The organism is Promicromonospora sp. AC04 (assembly GCF_003058225.1).
Classification (GTDB): domain Bacteria; phylum Actinomycetota; class Actinomycetes; order Actinomycetales; family Cellulomonadaceae; genus Promicromonospora.
This window is the reverse complement of record NZ_QBUG01000001.1, coordinates 658,026-674,913: the sequence shown is the minus strand read 5'-3', so window position 1 is coordinate 674,913 and position 16,888 is coordinate 658,026. Positions and strand designations below refer to the sequence as shown.

Genomic DNA, 16,888 nt, shown 5'->3' with positions numbered 1-16,888 from the left:
GGACCGCGTCAGACCCGGTCCCACGGAACGGAGGCGAGGCGGTCGACGACGCCGGCGAGCAGGGCCCCGGCGTCGGGCAGCGTGACGTCGTCGATCGAGGCGACGGCGACGACGCCGATCGAGTTGACCAGGAACGCGCCGGCGAACGCCGTGACGTCGGCGAGCGGGACGGGCCGCTGGGCCGACGGCGTGGTGGCCTCGACCAGCTGCATGGCGATGCCGTGCAGCTGGGGTGCGTCCGGCCAAAGGACGTCGCCGTCGGCCTCCAGGAACCCGATGTTCGCGATCGACGACTCGGCGACCGCGCCGTCGGGTGCGGTGAGCAGGGCGTCGTCGTACCCATCCAGCCGGACCCGCCGCGCCCACTCGGCCTGCGCGAAGCCGCCCAGGTGTTTGACGTGGGCGAACGGGCGCAGGTAGGGGACCGACCGCAGCCGCTGCGGCGTGGCGGGCGGGAAGTGCGGCTCGTCGACCGTCACCACTACGTGCTCGGCATGGCGGAGCACCACCCGCACCGAGGCGTCGGCCGTCCCGTCCAGGGCGTGCCGCACGAGGTCGCGGACCCGCTCTCCGGCCAGCGGCTGCCCGAACAGCTCGCGGTGCGCGGCGTCGAGCCGGGTGAGGTGGTTCTCCAGCCCCTGCACCCCGCCGTCGCGCACCTGCATAGCCGTGAAGTGGCCGTAGGTGCTGAACAGGTCGGCTGGCGCCGCGGGGCGGCCGTCGGTCTCGATACGCACCCTGATGACCCTAGTGAGTCGCCCGCGGCGCTGCCGCGCCGAGCGGGCGGGCGTCGAACGTAGGCCTGGTCGCGTCATGTGCGCCGAGAGAGCGACCAGGCCTACGTTCGACGCCGCCGGGGCCAGGCATCACGCCGCGATCGTGGCGTGGGTCGTGGCCCAGGTGAGGGCGTGGTCCGCGATCTCTTCCCAGCCGGGCTGGGAGACGAGGCGGTGGGTGCGGCCGTCGTACTCCTTGTACTCGACCACGGCGGGGCTGCCTGACGCGGTGTACTTCTTCACGATCGCCTTGCCGATGGCCGGCGGGACGACGTGGTCGATGCCGCCGGTGATCACCAGGAGCGGGGCGCGGTCGGCGCGGGCGTAGTCGACGTGGGTGACGCCGCCCTTCTCGTTCGGGACCGAGGCCACGCCCTCGAAGAAGACCCGGTTGTAGGACGGGACGGCGAACTGCTCCCAGAGGGCGTCGGAGGCGGCGCGGGGGAGGTCGTTGCCGAAGGTGAAGTGGAAGTGGGCCTTCGAGATGGGCTTGGCGCCGTTGCGGCCGAACGGGTTGGACAGGATCGGGAAGCCGGTGCGGAGGGTGGAGGCGGGGAGCGTGGTGATGCCGGCGGTCTGGCCGGGGGCGACCGCCACGTAGGCGGCGCCGAGGCCGCGGTCGGCGAGCATCTGGGTGAGGACGCCGCCGAAGGAGTGGCCCATGATGATCGGCTTGACGGGCAGGGTGCGGATGATGCGCTCGTAGTGGTCGGCGATCTGCTTGAGGCCGATGCCCTTGAGCGGCTCGGGGTTGGAGCGGACGTCCTGGACGCTGCGGTCGTCGATGCCGGGCCAGCCCGGGACGATCACCTCGTGGCCCGCGGCGCGGAAGCGCTCGGCCCAGGTCTCCCAGCTCGCGGGCGTCATCCAGAGGCCGTGGATGAGGACGATCGGCAGCTTGCCGGTGCCGGCGGCGGGGGTACCGGTCGTGGCGTCGGGGGTGGCGTTCATAGCGGGCTCCTTGGTTTCGGTGGACCGGGTCCCGGTCCGTCGTCAGGAAGAACGATCGTTCTTTCTCTGTTGTTCCCGAAGGTACGCCCCGCACCCGGCGGGCGTCAACATCAAAGAGAAAGATCGTTCTATGCTGAGTGACATGGCACCCAGGACAACCGCCTCCCGCGCTCCGCGAAAGACGGCCGACGGGGGCTCGGAGGCGCGCGAGCGGCTGCTGCGGACCGCGTCCGAGCTGTTCTACGCCGAGGGCATCCACGTGGTCGGCGTCGATCGCATCGTCGCCGCGGCCGGGGTCACGCGCGCCACCTTCTACCGGCACTTCCCGAGCAAGGAAGACCTGGTCGAGGCCTACCTCGGGGTGGAGGACGCGAACCTCCGCGGCATGTTCGACGCGGCGCAGGTGGCCACCGACGACCCGGTCGAGCTCGCAGGGCTCCTGATCGACGGCATCGCCGAGGACGTCGCCCGCCACCACACCCGTGGCTGCCCCTTCATCAACGCCGCCGCGGAGTACCCCGACGCCGACAGCGGGGTGCGACGCGCCGTCGGCAAGCACCGTGCCTGGTTCCGTGGCTCGCTCGAGCGCGTGGTGAGCGCGCTGGGCTCGGACGACCCGGTGACCCGGGCCGGGCAGCTGGTCCTGCTCCGCGACGCGGCCCTCGTGGGCGGCTACCTCGACGGCTGGGACAACGTCCGCGTGGCCTTCGTCGGCGCGGCCCGCCAGGCCGCGGGCCTCGACCCGGCCCATTGAGGCCGACGCCGGACGCAGGCCCGGGGCCTACCGCGCGTCAGCCGCGGCGACCCGGCGGCGCAGGGCCTGGGCCAGGGGCGCCTCCCATGCGTCGGACCGTTCCGCCGGATCGGGACCGTCGTGCGGCAGCCGCGCCATCGTCTGCTTGGTGATGCGGACGGCGTCCCGGTCGCGCCGGGCGATGCGCCGCGCCTGGCGCTTGGCCTCGGCCCAGACGTTCTCGGTCGGGACGACGGCGTGCACCAGCCCGCTCTCCAGCGCCTGCTCGGCGCTCACGGCGTCGCCGAGCAGCAGCATCGCGCGGGTCCGCCCGGCGCCGATCTCGGTGGTCAGCCGGTCCAGCATCTCGCTCGGGCCCACCGGGATGCTGACGATCGTCTCGGGCGCGCGGAAGCGTGCGTCCTGTGCGGCCACGCGCAGGTCGCTCGCGACCGCCAGCCCGAGCCCGGCCCCGGAGACGCTGCCGTGCAGCGCCGCGACCGTTACCGCCGGGCAGGTGCGCCAGGCGTGCAGCACCTCGTCGCTGAGCTCGACGAGGTTCCGGTAGCCGTCGGGGTCGTCGGTGGCGAGCCGGCCGAGCTCGTCCAGGTCGCCGCCCACGCAGAAGTGGCGCCCCTCGGCGCGCAGCACGACGGCGTCGACGTCGTCGGGCAGCGTCGTCAGCACGCTGCCGAGGGCCGTCAGCGTCGCCCGGTCGAGCCGGTTGTCGCCGTCGGGCCGCGTGAGGGTCACCACCAGTACCGCGTCCTCGCGGTTGACCAGCACGGGTTCGACGGCTGGCGCCGTCACCGCACCGGCGCCGACCGCTGCCGCGCTGAGCGCAGCGGCTCTGACGGCAGCCGCACCGGTGGCCGCCGTCGCGGCACGACGCGGGCGCCGCCGCACCGGCACCGACCGCGTCCCGCGGAAGGCGAGGGTCTCGTCGTAGCCCACCGGCCCGGCGAGCTCGAGGTCGAGCCGCTGCAGCACCTCGGGGAACAGCGTCGTCGCCTCCAGCCGGGCCAGCGGCGCGCCGAGGCAGTAGTGCATGCCCACGCCGAACGCGAGGTTGCGGCGTGGCGGGCGCGAGAGGTCCAGGTCGTGCGGCGAGTCGTAGGTCTCCGGGTCGCGGTTGGCCGCGGCGACCACCACGTGCACCACCTGTCCGGCCGCCACCGGGACGCCGCCCGGCAGCTCCGTGTCCTCCGCCGCGTACCGGGTCATGAGCTGTACGGGCGACACGACGCGGACCAGCTCCTCGATGCCCCCGTGCACCGCCTCGGGGTGGTCGAGCAGCCACCTGGCCTGGTCGGGTCGGCGGATGAGCTGGACCAGGCCCTCGGAGAGCAGGGACGTCGTCGTCTCGAGGCCCGCCTCGATCATGACGTTGAGCTGGGATCCGGCCACCGCGCGCACCGCCGGGTCGGACTCGGTGTCGAGCCAGCGCCCCAGCGGCGAGTCCTCCCCGAGCCGTGGCCGGGGCTCGGTCACGAGCTGCTCCCAGTACGCGTTCCACAGCTTGCCGGCGCGGTCGGCCTGCGCCATCCGCGCCTTGCTCGGCGCCAGGTCGTGCACGTTCGAGAGCATGCGGCTCATCTCGCACAGCAGCGGGATGTCGTCGCGCGGCAGCCCGAGCACGGTGCAGAGCACCGCCATCGGCAGCCGGTCGCCGACCAGGGCCCCGAAGTCCGCCTCGCCGTCGGTGCGCAGCACCGCCTCGAACTCGTCGATGTAGTCGTGGACGGTCCGGACGATCTGCGGCGTGAGGTCGGTTATCGACTGCGGCGAGACGAACGAGCCGAGGCTGCGGCGCAGCCCGGCGTGCCCGGGCGGGTTGGTGCCGAGCGCGGAGTCGTGCAGGAACTTCAGTCCCGGGTGCCGTACCCACGTCGGCTGGCGCTCGGTGCGCCAGGGGGCGTCCACCGTGCGCCAGCCGGATCCGCTGAGCACCTCGTGGGTCGCGCCGTGCGAGGTGACCATCCAGGCTCCCCACGGCATGCGTACCGCGGGGCCCATGGCCCGCAGCTCGTCATAGACGGCGTGAGGGTCGGCGCGCCCCTCGGGTGTGGCCAGCCGCTTGATCAGCGAGCGCACGTGTCGTCGGGACGTGTCCGGGCCTTCGGCGTCGGTCGTCATATCAGGCGTGACGGTGCGATCGGGCACAACGAATACTCCCCCTGGGCCGGGACGTGGTCTCGTCGTCCGAGAACGTCATTGAACATACGGTACATACCGGTCAGAAGAAAGAGCCATTGCAGGTCATTGTGTTGCCGTCGCGTAAATCTATGCCCATGGGACGGGCATGCGTGTGCCCCCGCATCCCAGCGACGCCGTCTCAGAGGGCCGGCCGAAGGTGGCGGTTGCGCGCAAGGAAGCACGGGCCGGGGCCCGTGCTCGGAGTTGGTCCGCTCAGCCTAAACCGCCTGCGGGACGTGCATCCGCAGGTGTGAGATGCCCCTCTATTGGCACGTGCAAGACTGGTGCGCATGACGACCAGCGTGGACGACTCGCCGGCAACGCCGCCGGTGCGGCGGAAGGACCGGGACCCACAGCGCCGTCCGACGATGAAGGACGTCGCCGACCATCTCGGGGTGTCCCGCCAGCTTGTCTCGCTGGTGATGCGGGGCGTACCCGGTCCGAGCGCCGAGTCACGGGACCGGATCCTTGCCGCCGCCAACGAGCTCGGGTATCGCCCGAACGCGTCGGCGCGCCTGCTGCGCCAGAACCGCACGCACCTGATCGGGATGATGTTCCAGATCCACCACCCGTTCCAGGCGCGGGTCGTGGAGCGGCTCTTCGTGCGGGCGGCGGAGCGCGGCTTCGGCCTGGCGCTCGGGCCGATGACCGACGAGCGCTCCACGGACGTCGTCGTCGCCGAGCTGATGGAGGAGCGGGTGGAGGCGCTCGTCGCCTTCAACCCGGACCCCGGTTCGGCGGCGCTCGCCGAGGCGCGGCGACTCGTCCCGGTGGCCTGGCTCGGCGAGTGGGTCCAGGAGCCAGAGGTGGACAACGTGCACGTCGACGAGGTCGAGGGGCTGCGCCTCGCGATCGAGCACCTCACGGCGCTGGGGCACCGGGACATCGTCTACGTCGGCGGCCTGGACGGCGGGGTGGGGCGGGATCGCGCCGACGCGTACCGCGCCGCGATGACGGGGTCCGGCCTGGCCGACCGGATCGAGGTGCTGCCGAGCGGGTTCTCCGAGGAGGACGGCGCCGCGGCCGCGCGGAAGATCGTCGCGCGCGACCGGCGCCCGACGGCGGTGGTGTGCTGCGGCGACCAGTGCGCGGTGGGAGTGCTGGCGGTGTTCGCCCGCTCGGGCGTGCGCGTGCCGGACGAGATCTCCGTGGTCGGGTTCGACGACAGCTACCTGGCGTCCCTGTCGTACCACCGGCTGACGTCGGTCCACCAGGACGTCGAGGCGACGGTCGAGGCGACGCTGGAGGCCGTGCTCGACCGGGTCGAGGGTGCGGACGGGCCGCGCCGCTCGGTCGCGACGGCGACGACCCTGGTGGTCCGCGACTCCACGGGCCCGGCACGAACCGGGTAGAGGTCCGCTCCCGCGGCCACCACCCGGCCCGTACGCCGTCTGCCTAGCGGACCCCGCGGATGGGGATGACGACGGCCGCCCCGACCAGGGCGACGATGCCGGCGCCCCAGAGCAGCACCGGATAGTTGTCCCCGCCGCCCACGCCGAGCAGGAACGCGCCGAGCGCGGGCGCGAAGGACTGCGGCAGCGAGTTGGCGATGTTCATGACGCCGAGGTCCTTGCCGGGGCGGTCGGGGTCGGGGAGCACGTCGACCACCAGTGCGTTGTCGACGGCGACGTAGATGCCGTAGGCCAGGCCCATGATGATCTCGGCGACGTAGAAGACGAGCACGTCGTCGGCGTAGACGAGCACGACGAGCCCGATGCCGAACAGCAGCGTCGACCCGCCGACGAAGACCTTGCGGCGGCGCAGCCGGTCGGACAGCCAGCCGGACGAAGCGGTGGCCACCAGCAGGGCGATCGTGTACAGCAGGACGCCGGTCGCGACGGCCGATACCGCCCGCTCCGTGGTGAGGCCGAGGTGGTCCTGCATGTAGAAGAGGCGGAAGGTCGTGAACAGGAACGTCGCGAGGACGATCAGGAACCGCGACCACCAGGCCAGGCCGAAGTCGGGGTGCTGCAGCGGGTTGGCCCAGAAGGTGCGAATTATGGTCAGGACGGAGAAGCGCTCGGGCGCGGCCTCCGGCATGCGGTCGGGCGTGGCCAGCACGTAGACGATCACGAAGGCGACGCCGACGACGCCGGGGAGGATGAACAGCAGCGGCAGGTTGGCGACCAGGAGCGCGGCGGCGTAGGTGCCCGCCAGGATCGAGACGTTCTGCGCGAGGCCCAGGACGCTGGAGGCCTGCCCGCGCTGGAGCGGGGGCACATTGTCGGCGAAGCTGGCCATGAGCGCGGCGAACGCCGCGTTCGACGCGAGCTGGCAGAACAGCCAGGCCAGCGTCAGCATCAGCACGTTCGTCGAGTAGGCCACGGCGGCGAGGCCGACGAGCAGGCCGACGATGCCGCCGAGCAGCCAGGGCCGACGTCGTCCCCACCGGGTGCGTGTGCGGTCGCTGAGCGCCCCGAACAGCGGGTTGCCGAGGATCGCGCCGATCGAGCCGATCGGCAGGACCACGGCGATCACCGACGCCGGGTCGGCGGGGTTCAGGTCCTGCGCCTTGAGCTGCATGCTCACCATGACGGGGGACAGGATCGCCAGGAAGATCCCGAACTGAGCGATGCCGATGGTGGTGATGTACCACTTGCTGACGGGTTGGGTGGGGTCCGGGTTCGTGAACGGGTGTGCGGGCAGTCTCGTCGCCATCGACGCCTCCTCGAGTCGTGCGCGGAACGGTCAGCTGCCGGGTCCTCGGTGACCCGATTTAGCTCGTGCTAACCTGTGCGCCGAGCTCACCTTAGCTCGTGCCAACTGGTTCGTCTACAACGACGTCGATCTGGAGCGTGGACATGCTGCCTTCTCACCTTCCCGAACCCGAGCTCTACCTCCCCGGCACGGGGGAGCCGGCACTGCGCTGGGGAATCGTCGGACCGGGCTGGATCGCCGGGGAGCTCGCGAACGCCCTCCGGGCGCACACCAAGCAGCGTCTTGTCGCGGTGGCGTCCCGCTCGATCGATCGCGCCGCGGCGTTCGCGGCGGCCCACGGCATCGAGCAGGCCTTCGGCTCTGTCGACCAGCTCGTCACGCATCCCGACGTCGACGTCGTCTACGTCGCGACCCCGCAGAGCGAGCATCTCGCGGCCGGCCTCGCGGCCATCGCCGCGGGGAAGCATGTGCTGATCGAGAAGCCCATTGCGGTGAACGCCGCCGAGGCGCAGACCCTGGCCGACGCCGCCCGCGCCGCCGGCGTGCTCGTGATGGAAGCGATGTGGAGCCGCTACCTGCCCCAGGCGTCGGTCCTCCGCCGGCTTGTCGCCGACGGCGTGCTCGGGGAGATCCGGTCGGTCCACGCCGACCACGGCCAGGCGATCCCGGCGAACCCCGAGCACCGGCTCTACCGGCCCGAGCTGGGCGGGGGAGCGCTCCTGGACCTCGGGATCTACCCGGTGCAGCTCGACTCGATGATCCTCGGCGCCCCGACCGGCGTCGTCGCCGTCGGCGGGATGACGCAGACCGGGGTGGACGCGTACTCGACGCTCGTGCTCACCCACGGGCAGGGCGCGCAGTCCACGCTGACGACGTCGATGCTGGCCCGCACGCCCACGACGGCGGCGGTCGCCGGGTCGGAGGCGTCGATCTTCGTCGACGCCTACTTCTACACCCCGACGTCCTTCACGCTGACCGGCACGGACCACGCGGCCCCGACCCTCACGTGGAGCGACCCGACCGGCCTGACGCTGTTCGACGGGCTGTCGTGGGAGGCGACGGCGCTGGCGCGGTTCGTCGGCGAGGGCCGTACCGAGTCGCCCGTGCACACGCTGGAGGAGACCGTGTCGATCCTCGCCACCATCGACGAGGCCCGAGCCCAGATCGCCGCCTCATGACCGGCACTACCGAAGCGGCCACTACCGAAGCGGCCGCGGTCGAAGCCGCCACGACTCAAGCAGCCACGACGCACGGGGGAGCCACCTTGACCGACGCCATCGCCGAGCTGGAGCGCCAGGAGCACGAGCTGGTCCTCGACTCGTTCGACCACGCCGACGCCTGGCGCCTCGGCTCGCGGATCACCGCTATCGCCCAGGAAGCGGGCCACGCCGTCGGCATCGACATCCGGCGCCCCGGCCTGGTCCTGTTCCGTGCCGCGCTGCCGGGGATCACCCCCGACCAGGACACCTGGATCGCCCGCAAGGCCGCCGTCGTGCTGCGGATGGAGAACAGCAGCGCGCTCGTCGACGCGCGGCTCTCCGCCGCTGGGATCGACGCCGCCGCCGTCGGGTGGCTGGGCGCGGACTACGCCGTGACGGGCGGCTCGTTCCCCATCCGGGTGCGCGGCGTCGGCGTCGTTGCCGCCGCCACTGCCTCGGGCCTGTCCTCGCAGGAGGACCATGACCTCATCGTCGAAGGACTGCGCGCCCACCTCGCCGAAGGAGCGAACCGATGACCGAGGAGATTCCCGCCCGCCGCCTGCGGAGCGGGCAGCGAGCCCGGATCCGCGTCTGGGACCGCGCGAGCGGAGCGATCCGCGACGTGCACGAGTCCCGCGAGCGGCTCTACGAGGCCCCGAACTGGACTGCGGACGGCCGCCTCGTCGTGAACGGGGACGGGCTGCTGTGGACCCTCCCGGCCGACGGGTCGGCGCCGCCGCGGGCGATCGCCGCGAACGGCCTGCCCGACGTCAACAACGACCACGTCCTCTCCCCGGACGGCGTGACGGTCTTCGCGTCAGCGAACGACTGGCACATCTGGGCGGTCCCTCTGGCCGGCGGCGACGCCCGCCGGGTGACGAACGACGACGGCGGGATGCACTTCCTCCACGGCATCAGCCCGGGCGGCACCCTGCTCGGCTACGTGCGCCTGGAGCCCGAGGGCGACAACTGGTGGGCGTCGGCCACCATCCACACCGTCCGGATCGACGGATCCGGCGACGTCGCAGTCACTACCGACCCCGGCCCCGCGGACGGCTGCGAGTGGACGCCCGACGGCGAGTGGATCCTCTTCAACACCGAGCAGTTCTCCGCCGAGCCCGGCCACGCGCAGCTGGCCCGGGTCCGGCCCGACGGCGCCGGGCTGGAGCAGCTCACCTTCGACGAGCGCGTCAACTGGTTCCCGCACGTCGCGCCGACCGGCGACGTCGTCGTCTACCTCAGCTACCCGCCCGGCACCACGGGGCACCCCGCGGACCTGCCCGTCGAGCTCCGGCTCGTCTCCGTCGGCGACTGGCAGCGGCCCACCACCCTGGTCGCGCTCGACGGCGGCCAGGGCACCATCAACGTGCCCAGCTGGTCACCCGACGGATCGGCGTTCGCGTTCGTCGACTACCCCGTCGACACGGTGTCCGGCGACGCCTCCGGCAACGAGCAGGAGCGGCCATGACCACCATCGAGACGTTCGACGACGACGGGTTCGTCCCGCTGTTCGACGGAGTGACCCTGGACGGCTGGCACGCGGTGCCCCGCGTCTACGGCACCATGTATCCCGGCGGCCCCGACGTGAACGACGAGCTGGCGCGGCTCGGGGTCGAGGTGCCCGCGGCGCCGGAGGAGCATCCCGCCGTGTGGCGGGTCGAGGACGGCTACGTCGTCGGCGAGCAGGAGACGCCGGGCGCCGGCTACGGCGGCTACCTCGTCAGCGACGACGCGTACGGCGACTTCGAGCTCGTGGTCGAGGCCCGCCCGGACTGGCCGGCCGACACGGGCGTCATGGTCCGGCGTCGGCCCGACACCTGGGAGGGCTTCCAGGTGCTGCTGGACCACCGCGAGTCCGGCGGCATCGGCGGGTTCTTCGGCAACGGCCTGGCCAGCTTCTCGGCGGTCCCGTTCGCCGTCGTCTCCGTCCGGGACGACGACGGCACGCCGGTCGGGCTGGCCGCCGACGACCCGGCCACCTCGACCGAGCCGGTGACGCCCGAGAAGGTCGGGCGGCTGAGCTACGCGGCCGACGTCGAGGACTTCCTGAAGGTCTGGCGCTGGGCGGCTGGAACGAGCTGCGGATCCGGTGCGTCGGCGCCCTCCCGGTGATCACCACCTGGGTGAACGGCCTGAAGATCGCCGAGCTGGACACGGCCGCCCTCGACTCGCCGGACTACGACCCGCAGGCCGTCCTGGACGCCCTCGGCCCGCGCGGGCACATCGCCTTCGAGGTGCACGACAACGACTCTGTCTTCGGCGAGGCCCGATGGGGGCGGGGCGCCCAGTGCCGGTGGCGGAACATCCGCATCAAGGATCTCACCGGCGAATCCGGCTCCTGATTTTGCTACCTACGCCGAAATTATTCGTCACTCTCGCGTTATGCCGTCGAAACGGGCCGTCCCTACCTTGATAAACGGACCCGCAACGAGTGGGTTCAAAATCGCTACTAGGCAGCATAATGCTGCCTGCTTGCGTCGGCTCCCACCGACTCTCGCGATAGGAGTCCCCCCGTGCCCCTCTCCCGACACCTGACGGCCCGGCTGACTGCCGGTGCCGCCGTCATCTCCCTCCTTGCCCTGTCCGGCTGCGGCCGCAGCGACGAGCCCGCCTCGGCGGCCGCGTCCGCACGCGTCGACGACGGACCCGCCACCGGCACCGTCGAGCTGTGGGCCCCGGACGGCGACGCGACAGCTCTCGACGACGTCCTCGCCTCCTTCAAGAAGGACAACCCGGACCTCGATCTGCAGGTCACCCTGGTCCCGGCGGACGAGTACACGACCAAGCTGCAGTCGGCGGTCGCCTCGGGCGCCGGGCCCGACGTCGCGCAGCTCTACACCGAGTCCCAGGCCCAGTTCACAGTGGGCGGCGCGTTTGCGCCCGTGCCCGAGGGGCTGGTCGACAGCGCCTCGTTCTTCCCCGGCTCGTGGGAGTCCGGGGTCGTCGACGGCGTCGCCTACTCCGTCCCGTGGTACGCCTACACCTACGCGCTGGTCTACCGCTCCGACTTCGCCGAGGCCGCCGGCGTGGCGGCGCCGACCACCTGGGACGACGCCATCCCGTTCTTCGAGGCCCTGCAGGACGGCGGGGCCGAGAAGGGCCTGGGCGCGGACGTCGGCTGGGACGTCTACAACGGCCAGGACGTCACGCAGTACCTGTGGCAGGCCGGGGGCAGCCCGACGTCGGACGACGGCGCCGAGTGGACCCTCGACACCCCCGAGATGGTCGACGCGCTGACCTACAACCAGTCCTTCTTCACCTCCGGGGTCGCCGACCCCGACGCGCCCGGCTTCCTCGACTCCCAGCCGTACTTCGTCCAGGGCAAGACGGGCGCCATGATGACCGGCCCCTGGGTGATCGGGCAGCTGGACGACGTCGCCGGCGAGGAGGGCTGGACGCAGGAGCACGTCGCGACCGCCCCGCTGCCGGGCGACGCGGGCGGCAGCGTCGGCGCGGTCGCGGGTGGTAGCTGGGGCGTCCTGGCGAACAGCGACAACGCGGACGCCTCCTGGAAGGTGGTGCGCGAGCTGGCGGTGCCCGAGACGCAGGTCGCGCAGTACGAGGCGATGGCCTCGCTCCCCGCGGTCCGTTCCGCGTGGGACGACCCCGCGATCGCGGACCAGCCGCTCCTCGACGCGTTCTTCGAGCAGCTCCAGAGCGCCGAGACGTATCCGCAGGCGCAGACCTGGGCGCAGATCGCGACGCAGCTCGGCGTCGAGATGGAGGCGGTCGCCAAGGGAAGCCAGACGCCCGAGCAGGCCGCGGCGGCCATCCAGTCCTTCGCCGAGAGCCTGGGCACCGGGGCGGAGCAGTAGGGCGATGACCGCAACCAGCACGTCGGGGCGGCCGCTGAGCGTGCAGCCGCCCCGACGTTCGCGAAGCTCCGGGGCCCGGCGCCGCTCGCTGATCGCCTGGCTGTTCCTGACGCCGTTCCTCCTGGTCTTCCTCGTCTACACGGCGATCCCGACCGTCGCGGCGCTCGGCTTCAGTCTCACGGACCTGCGCGGGACCGACCTGCGCAACCCGTTCGCCGTCGAGTTCGTCGGCCTCGGCAACTACGCCTGGCTGTTCTCCGACGACCGGTTCGTCCGCGACCTCGGGAACACGGCGATCTTCGTACTGGTCGGGGTCCCGCTCACCATGCTGCTCGGGTTCGCCCTCGCACTCGCGCTGAACGCGGGTATCCGCCGTCTGCGCGGCGTGTTCCGGACGATCTTCTTCGCCCCGGTGGTGACCAACATCGTGGCCGTCGCGCTCATCTGGCAGTACGCGTTCAACACGAACGGCACCGTCAACGAGGTGGCCGCGAACCTCGGCTTCGCGGGGCCGAACTGGCTCGGCGACCCGAACCTGGCGATGCCGGTGGTGATCCTGCTCGGCGTGTGGCGCAACTTCGGCACCGCCATGGTGCTGTTCCTGGCGGGGCTGCAGGCCGTGCCGGAGGACGTGCACGAGGCGGCCGCCCTGGACGGCGCGGGGTGGTGGCGCCGCCTGTGGCACATCACGACGCCGCTGCTCATGCCGACGATCCTGCTCGTCTCCGTGCTGCTCACGGTGTTCTACCTGCAGGTGTTCGACGAGCCCTACCTGCTCACCGACGGCGGCCCGCTGGGCTCCACCGAGTCGGTGGCGCTGTACACGTACCACCAGTTCGGCTTCGGCCAGTTCGGGCTCTCCTCCGCCGCCTCCTTCGTGATCCTCGTCATGGTGGCAGTGGTGAGCATCATCCAGTTCAGATTGCTGAGGCCCCGCGCATGACAGTCACCGCGCCGACCGAGACCTCCGCCGCGCCCGTCGTCGTGGACCAGGGGCCCCGACCCGCGCCGCGCGGGCCCCGCCCGCCGCAGGTGCTGCTGCACGCGGCCCTCGTCGTGGTCGCCGTCCTCACGTTGCTGCCCTTCGTGTGGGTGGTGAGCGGCTCGCTGCGCAGCCTGGACGACATCCGCGCCGCCCCCGGCGCATGGCTGCCGAGCGAGGTGACCCTCGACAACTTCGTGCGGCTGTTCGCGACGCAGGGATTCAGCACCTACCTCGTGAACAGCGTCGTCGTCGCGGTCATTGTCGTGGCGGGCAACATCGTCGCCGCGTCCGCGGCGGGGTACGCGCTCGCCAAGTTCGACTTCGCCGGCAAGCGGCTCGCCTTCGGGGCCGTCATGGCGGCGCTCATGGTGCCGTACACCGCCACGTTCGTCCCGCAGTTCGTCGTCACCATGAACCTCGGCCTCGTCGACACCCTCGCCGGTATCGCCCTGCCGAGCATCGCGCTGCCGATCTCGATCTTCATCATGCGGCAGTACGCGTCCGCGATCCCGGACGAGCTGCTCGAGGCCGCGCGCATCGACGGCGCGGGCGAGCTCCGCATCTTCGCCCGCATCTTCCTGCCGCTGGCCGGTCCAGCACTCGCTACGGTCACGATCATGTCTTTCCTCGCCGCGTGGAACAACTTCATCTGGCCGCTCGTGGTGGCCCAGAGCACGTCGACCTACACCCTGCCGGTCGGGCTGGCCGCGACCAGCCAGGCCGCGAACAACGTCACCGACTATGGGCTCATGCTCGCCGGCGCCATAGTGGTGATGCTGCCCGTGCTCGTGCTGTTCCTCTTCCTGCAGCGCTACTTCGTGCAGGGCGTCGCCGCCACGGGGCTGCGATGACGGCGGGGCTGGACCAGAGCGGCATCCGCCGGCTCAACACCTCCGCGGCGCTCCGCGAGCTCGCGGTCTCCGCCGAGGCCGTGACGATGACGGCGCTCGCCGAGCGGACCGGCCTGTCGCGGCGCACGATCGAGCTCATCCTCGACGCGCTCGTCGAGGCCGGCTGGGTCGCGGAGCTGGACCGCGTGCCGGTCACGGGCGCGGCGGGCAGGCCGCCGAGGCGGTTCGAGCTGCGCGCCCAGCACGCCCTGCTCGCCGCGGTGCGGGTGAACACGCTCGAGGGCGCCGCGGTGGTGTCCGACGTGCGCGGGAACATCCTCGGCCGCGCCCGGCGCGCGCTGCGCGAGTATCCCGACCCGCGGTCCACCCTCGACGACGCCGCCGACCTCGTGCGGGAGGCGCTGGTGGACGCCGGCGGGACGATCGAGCGCCTGCGCGCGGGCGCCATCGCGAGCGGTGGTGCCATCGACGCCGACGGCGTCGTCCGGCGGCTGGTCCACACCGAGCACTGGGCGGGCGTCGACCTGCCCGGTGAGCTGGGCAGACGCATCCACATCCCCTGGTTCGCGGACAACGACGCCAACCTCGGCGCCCTCGCCGAGCGCTGGCGCGGGGCGGCCCGCGACCACGACGACGTCGTCTGGGCGCAGCTGGGCAGCCGCGCGGGCGTGGGCATCCTCATCCGCGGCACCGTGCACCGCGGTTTCCAGGGAGCGGCCGGAGAGATCGTCGAGGCGGTATCGATGCGGGCCGGGTCGATCGAGGACCACCCCATCGCGGGGCTGACCTCCCCGGTCCGGCAGCAGCAACGACTCGCGCGCTCGCGGGTGGACGCCGCCCGGGCGGGCGATCCGGCGGCGCTGGCCGAGGTCGACGAGTTCGCCGAGCACATCGTGTCGATCCTGACCACCCTGTCCTGGACCATCGCGCCGTCGCTCATCGTGCTCGGCGGAGGGCTGGAGGACGCCGCGGACGTGCTCCTGGACCGCGTCCGGGAGCGGATGCGAGCGGCGCGCGCCCCGGAGATCGAGCTCCGGGCCACGTCGCTCGGCCCGGACGGCCCGCTCGTGGGGGCGCTCAAGTTCGCCCTCGACCGCATGGACACCCAGCTGTTCGGCCCCGTCGTGCACGAAGCCTGACCGCAGCCGCACCCCACACCCTCAAGGAGTACAAACGTGACTTTCCCGCGCAGCGCCGACGTCCTTATCGTCGGCGGCGGCATCATGGGTTCGACCGTCGCCCGGCTGGTCCGGGAGGCCGACCCGACCGTGCGCATCGTCATGGTCGACGCGGGGACCGCGATCGGCGACACCCCGGGACTGCACCTGCACGACGTGCCGGACCCCGAGCTGTGGGAACGCTACAACGAGCGGGTCGCGAGCGGCATCCAGGGCATGTACACCGGGGCCTCCGTCGACCGGGAGCCCGTCGGCGACGTCGTCGGGCTCCAGCCGGGGATGTTCCACGCGCTCGCCTTCGGCGAGGACGCCGAGACGATGCCGGGTGCGGCGATCGCGTGGAACGCGGGCGGCATGGGCGTCCACTGGACGGCGGCGACCCCGTGGCCCGCCGGCGACGAGGTGTTCGACGGCGGCGACCCGCGGGGCTGGTCGGACGACCTGCGGACCGCGCGGCGCGTGCTCGGCGTGCATCCCGGCCCGATCGGGCCCACCGAGGCCGGGCAGGTGGTGCTCGACGTGCTGGGGGAGCACCTCGCCGGCGTCGGCCCGGGCGAGCGTGCGCCGCAGCCGATGCCCATGGCGGTCGACCCGGCCGCCGATGGCCCCATGACCCGCACCGGTCCCTCGGTGGTCTTCCCGCCGATCGCCGCCGGCGGTGACGACCGGTTCGAGCTGCTCACCGGCGCCCTCGTGACGGAGCTGCTGGTCGCGGGCGACCGGGTGCGTGGCGCGCGAGTCCGGCGGGTCGCCGACGGGACGGAGCAGGAGCTGCTCGCGGACACCGTGGTGGTGTGCGCGGACGCGCTGCGGACCCCGCAGCTGCTCTTCGCCTCGGGTATCCGGCCGTGGGCGCTCGGGCGCTACCTGAACGAGCACGCGTTCGTCACCGGGCGCGTCCTCATGGACGTCGACCGGTTCGGGCTCGACCTCGCCACGCTCCCGCTGCCGCGGGTCGGGGAGTTCTGCACCGACTCGCTCTGGCTGCCGCAGAACGGGCCCGACCAGCCGTTCCACGGGCAGATCATGAACACGACATACGTCGACGCGACCGGGCGCCCCCTCGCCCACTCGGTGGGTCTGTCGCTCTACTCGCCGGTCGAGTCGCGGCCGGAGAACCGCCTCGTGTTCTCCGAGACCGAGACGGACGCGGCGGGCATGCCGCGGATCAGCATCGAGTTCGGCTACTCCCCGACGGACCTCGACCTCATCGACCGCGCGCTCGCCCAGGTGCAGGAGCTCGCCGAGCTGTTCGGTCCTTTCGATCCCCAGGCGGAACGGGCGCTGCTGGCGCCCGGATCCTCGTTGCACCTCACCGGCACCGTCCGGATCGGGGAGCACGACGACGGCACGAGCGTCGCGGACGCCCACGGACGGGTGTGGGGCTTCGAGAACCTCTACGTCGCCGGCACCGGCGCGGTGCCGACACCCGTGGTGGCGAACGCCACCCTCACCGGCGCGGTGACCGCCGTGCGCACCGCCCGGGCCGTCGCGCGGCGATCGGCCGCGCTCGCCGGCTGACGGCCGCAGTCAACAGTCTCGATCA

Annotated in this window: 16 protein-coding genes; 12 read left to right on the top strand and 4 right to left on the bottom strand. The window is 72.3% G+C overall.

Annotation, left to right across the window (positions count from 1 at the left end; translation table 11 throughout):
* Positions 1–8 precede the first annotated feature (8 nt).
* Together C8K30_RS02845 and C8K30_RS02840 are read right to left on the bottom strand one after the other, a co-directional pair.
* The gene (locus C8K30_RS02845; protein WP_199230309.1) at positions 9–737 is read right to left on the bottom strand and encodes an aminotransferase class IV; all 729 of its coding nucleotides are present in this window, start codon (positions 735–737) and stop codon (positions 9–11) included.
* 129 nt (positions 738–866) lie between these two features.
* Positions 867–1,727 carry an alpha/beta hydrolase gene (locus tag C8K30_RS02840; RefSeq protein WP_108491339.1) on the bottom strand — a complete coding sequence of 287 codons (861 nt, stop codon included), beginning with the start codon at positions 1,725–1,727 and terminating at the stop codon, positions 867–869.
* Between the two features lie 142 nt (positions 1,728–1,869).
* Here C8K30_RS02840 and C8K30_RS02835 point away from each other — a divergent pair, with 142 nt between their 5' ends.
* Complete coding sequence (locus C8K30_RS02835; RefSeq protein ID WP_233256940.1) at positions 1,870–2,481, top strand: TetR/AcrR family transcriptional regulator; 612 nt, start codon at positions 1,870–1,872, stop codon at positions 2,479–2,481.
* Between the two features lie 27 nt (positions 2,482–2,508).
* Here C8K30_RS02835 and C8K30_RS02830 read toward each other — a convergent pair whose 3' ends face one another.
* Positions 2,509–4,596 (bottom strand): cytochrome P450, encoded by a 2,088-nt coding sequence (locus C8K30_RS02830; RefSeq protein ID WP_108491337.1) that lies wholly within the window; start codon positions 4,594–4,596, stop codon positions 2,509–2,511.
* A gap of 350 nt (positions 4,597–4,946) precedes the next feature.
* On the opposite strand from C8K30_RS02830, the gene C8K30_RS02825 reads away from it, so the two are divergent.
* A complete protein-coding gene (locus tag C8K30_RS02825) occupies positions 4,947–6,008 on the top strand; it encodes a LacI family DNA-binding transcriptional regulator (RefSeq protein WP_199230308.1) in 1,062 nt (353 codons plus the stop codon).
* Positions 6,009–6,051: 43 nt separating this feature from the next.
* Here C8K30_RS02825 and C8K30_RS02820 read toward each other — a convergent pair whose 3' ends face one another.
* Positions 6,052–7,314, bottom strand: a complete 1,263-nt coding sequence (locus C8K30_RS02820) for an MFS transporter (protein ID WP_108491336.1) — start codon at positions 7,312–7,314, stop codon at positions 6,052–6,054.
* Between the two features lie 143 nt (positions 7,315–7,457).
* Here C8K30_RS02820 and C8K30_RS02815 point away from each other — a divergent pair, with 143 nt between their 5' ends.
* The 10 genes from C8K30_RS02815 to C8K30_RS02775 all read left to right on the top strand — a co-directional run bounded on the left by C8K30_RS02815 (position 7,458) and on the right by C8K30_RS02775 (position 16,863).
* A complete protein-coding gene (locus C8K30_RS02815; RefSeq protein WP_108491886.1) occupies positions 7,458–8,492 on the top strand; it encodes a Gfo/Idh/MocA family protein in 1,035 nt (344 codons plus the stop codon).
* Between the two features lie 86 nt (positions 8,493–8,578).
* Entirely contained in the window at positions 8,579–9,049 is a 471-nt protein-coding gene (locus C8K30_RS02810) for a heme-degrading domain-containing protein (protein ID WP_108491335.1), read from the top strand.
* On the top strand, positions 9,046–9,981 hold the full coding sequence (locus C8K30_RS02805; protein ID WP_108491334.1) for a PD40 domain-containing protein: 936 nt from the start codon (positions 9,046–9,048) through the stop codon (positions 9,979–9,981). The genes C8K30_RS02810 and C8K30_RS02805 overlap by 4 nt, the downstream gene beginning before the upstream one ends.
* A complete protein-coding gene (locus tag C8K30_RS02800) occupies positions 9,978–10,625 on the top strand; it encodes a DUF1080 domain-containing protein (RefSeq protein WP_233256939.1) in 648 nt (215 codons plus the stop codon). The genes C8K30_RS02805 and C8K30_RS02800 overlap by 4 nt, the downstream gene beginning before the upstream one ends.
* A complete protein-coding gene (locus C8K30_RS31165) occupies positions 10,622–10,855 on the top strand; it encodes a DUF1080 domain-containing protein (RefSeq protein ID WP_233256938.1) in 234 nt (77 codons plus the stop codon). Before C8K30_RS02800 ends, C8K30_RS31165 begins: the two co-directional genes overlap by 4 nt.
* A gap of 171 nt (positions 10,856–11,026) precedes the next feature.
* Positions 11,027–12,328 (top strand): extracellular solute-binding protein, encoded by a 1,302-nt coding sequence (locus C8K30_RS02795; protein WP_108491333.1) that lies wholly within the window; start codon positions 11,027–11,029, stop codon positions 12,326–12,328.
* Between the two features lie 4 nt (positions 12,329–12,332).
* The gene (locus C8K30_RS02790; RefSeq protein WP_108491332.1) at positions 12,333–13,271 is read left to right on the top strand and encodes a carbohydrate ABC transporter permease; all 939 of its coding nucleotides are present in this window, start codon (positions 12,333–12,335) and stop codon (positions 13,269–13,271) included.
* Positions 13,268–14,164: a carbohydrate ABC transporter permease gene (locus tag C8K30_RS02785; RefSeq protein WP_108491331.1), complete on the top strand. Its 897-nt coding sequence runs from the start codon at positions 13,268–13,270 to the stop codon at positions 14,162–14,164. Before C8K30_RS02790 ends, C8K30_RS02785 begins: the two co-directional genes overlap by 4 nt.
* Positions 14,161–15,303, top strand: a complete 1,143-nt coding sequence (locus tag C8K30_RS02780) for an ROK family transcriptional regulator (RefSeq protein ID WP_108491330.1) — start codon at positions 14,161–14,163, stop codon at positions 15,301–15,303. The genes C8K30_RS02785 and C8K30_RS02780 overlap by 4 nt, the downstream gene beginning before the upstream one ends.
* A gap of 36 nt (positions 15,304–15,339) precedes the next feature.
* Positions 15,340–16,863, top strand: coding sequence for a GMC oxidoreductase (locus C8K30_RS02775; protein ID WP_199230306.1), 1,524 nt, complete (start codon positions 15,340–15,342; stop codon positions 16,861–16,863).
* Positions 16,864–16,888: the final 25 nt, after the last annotated feature.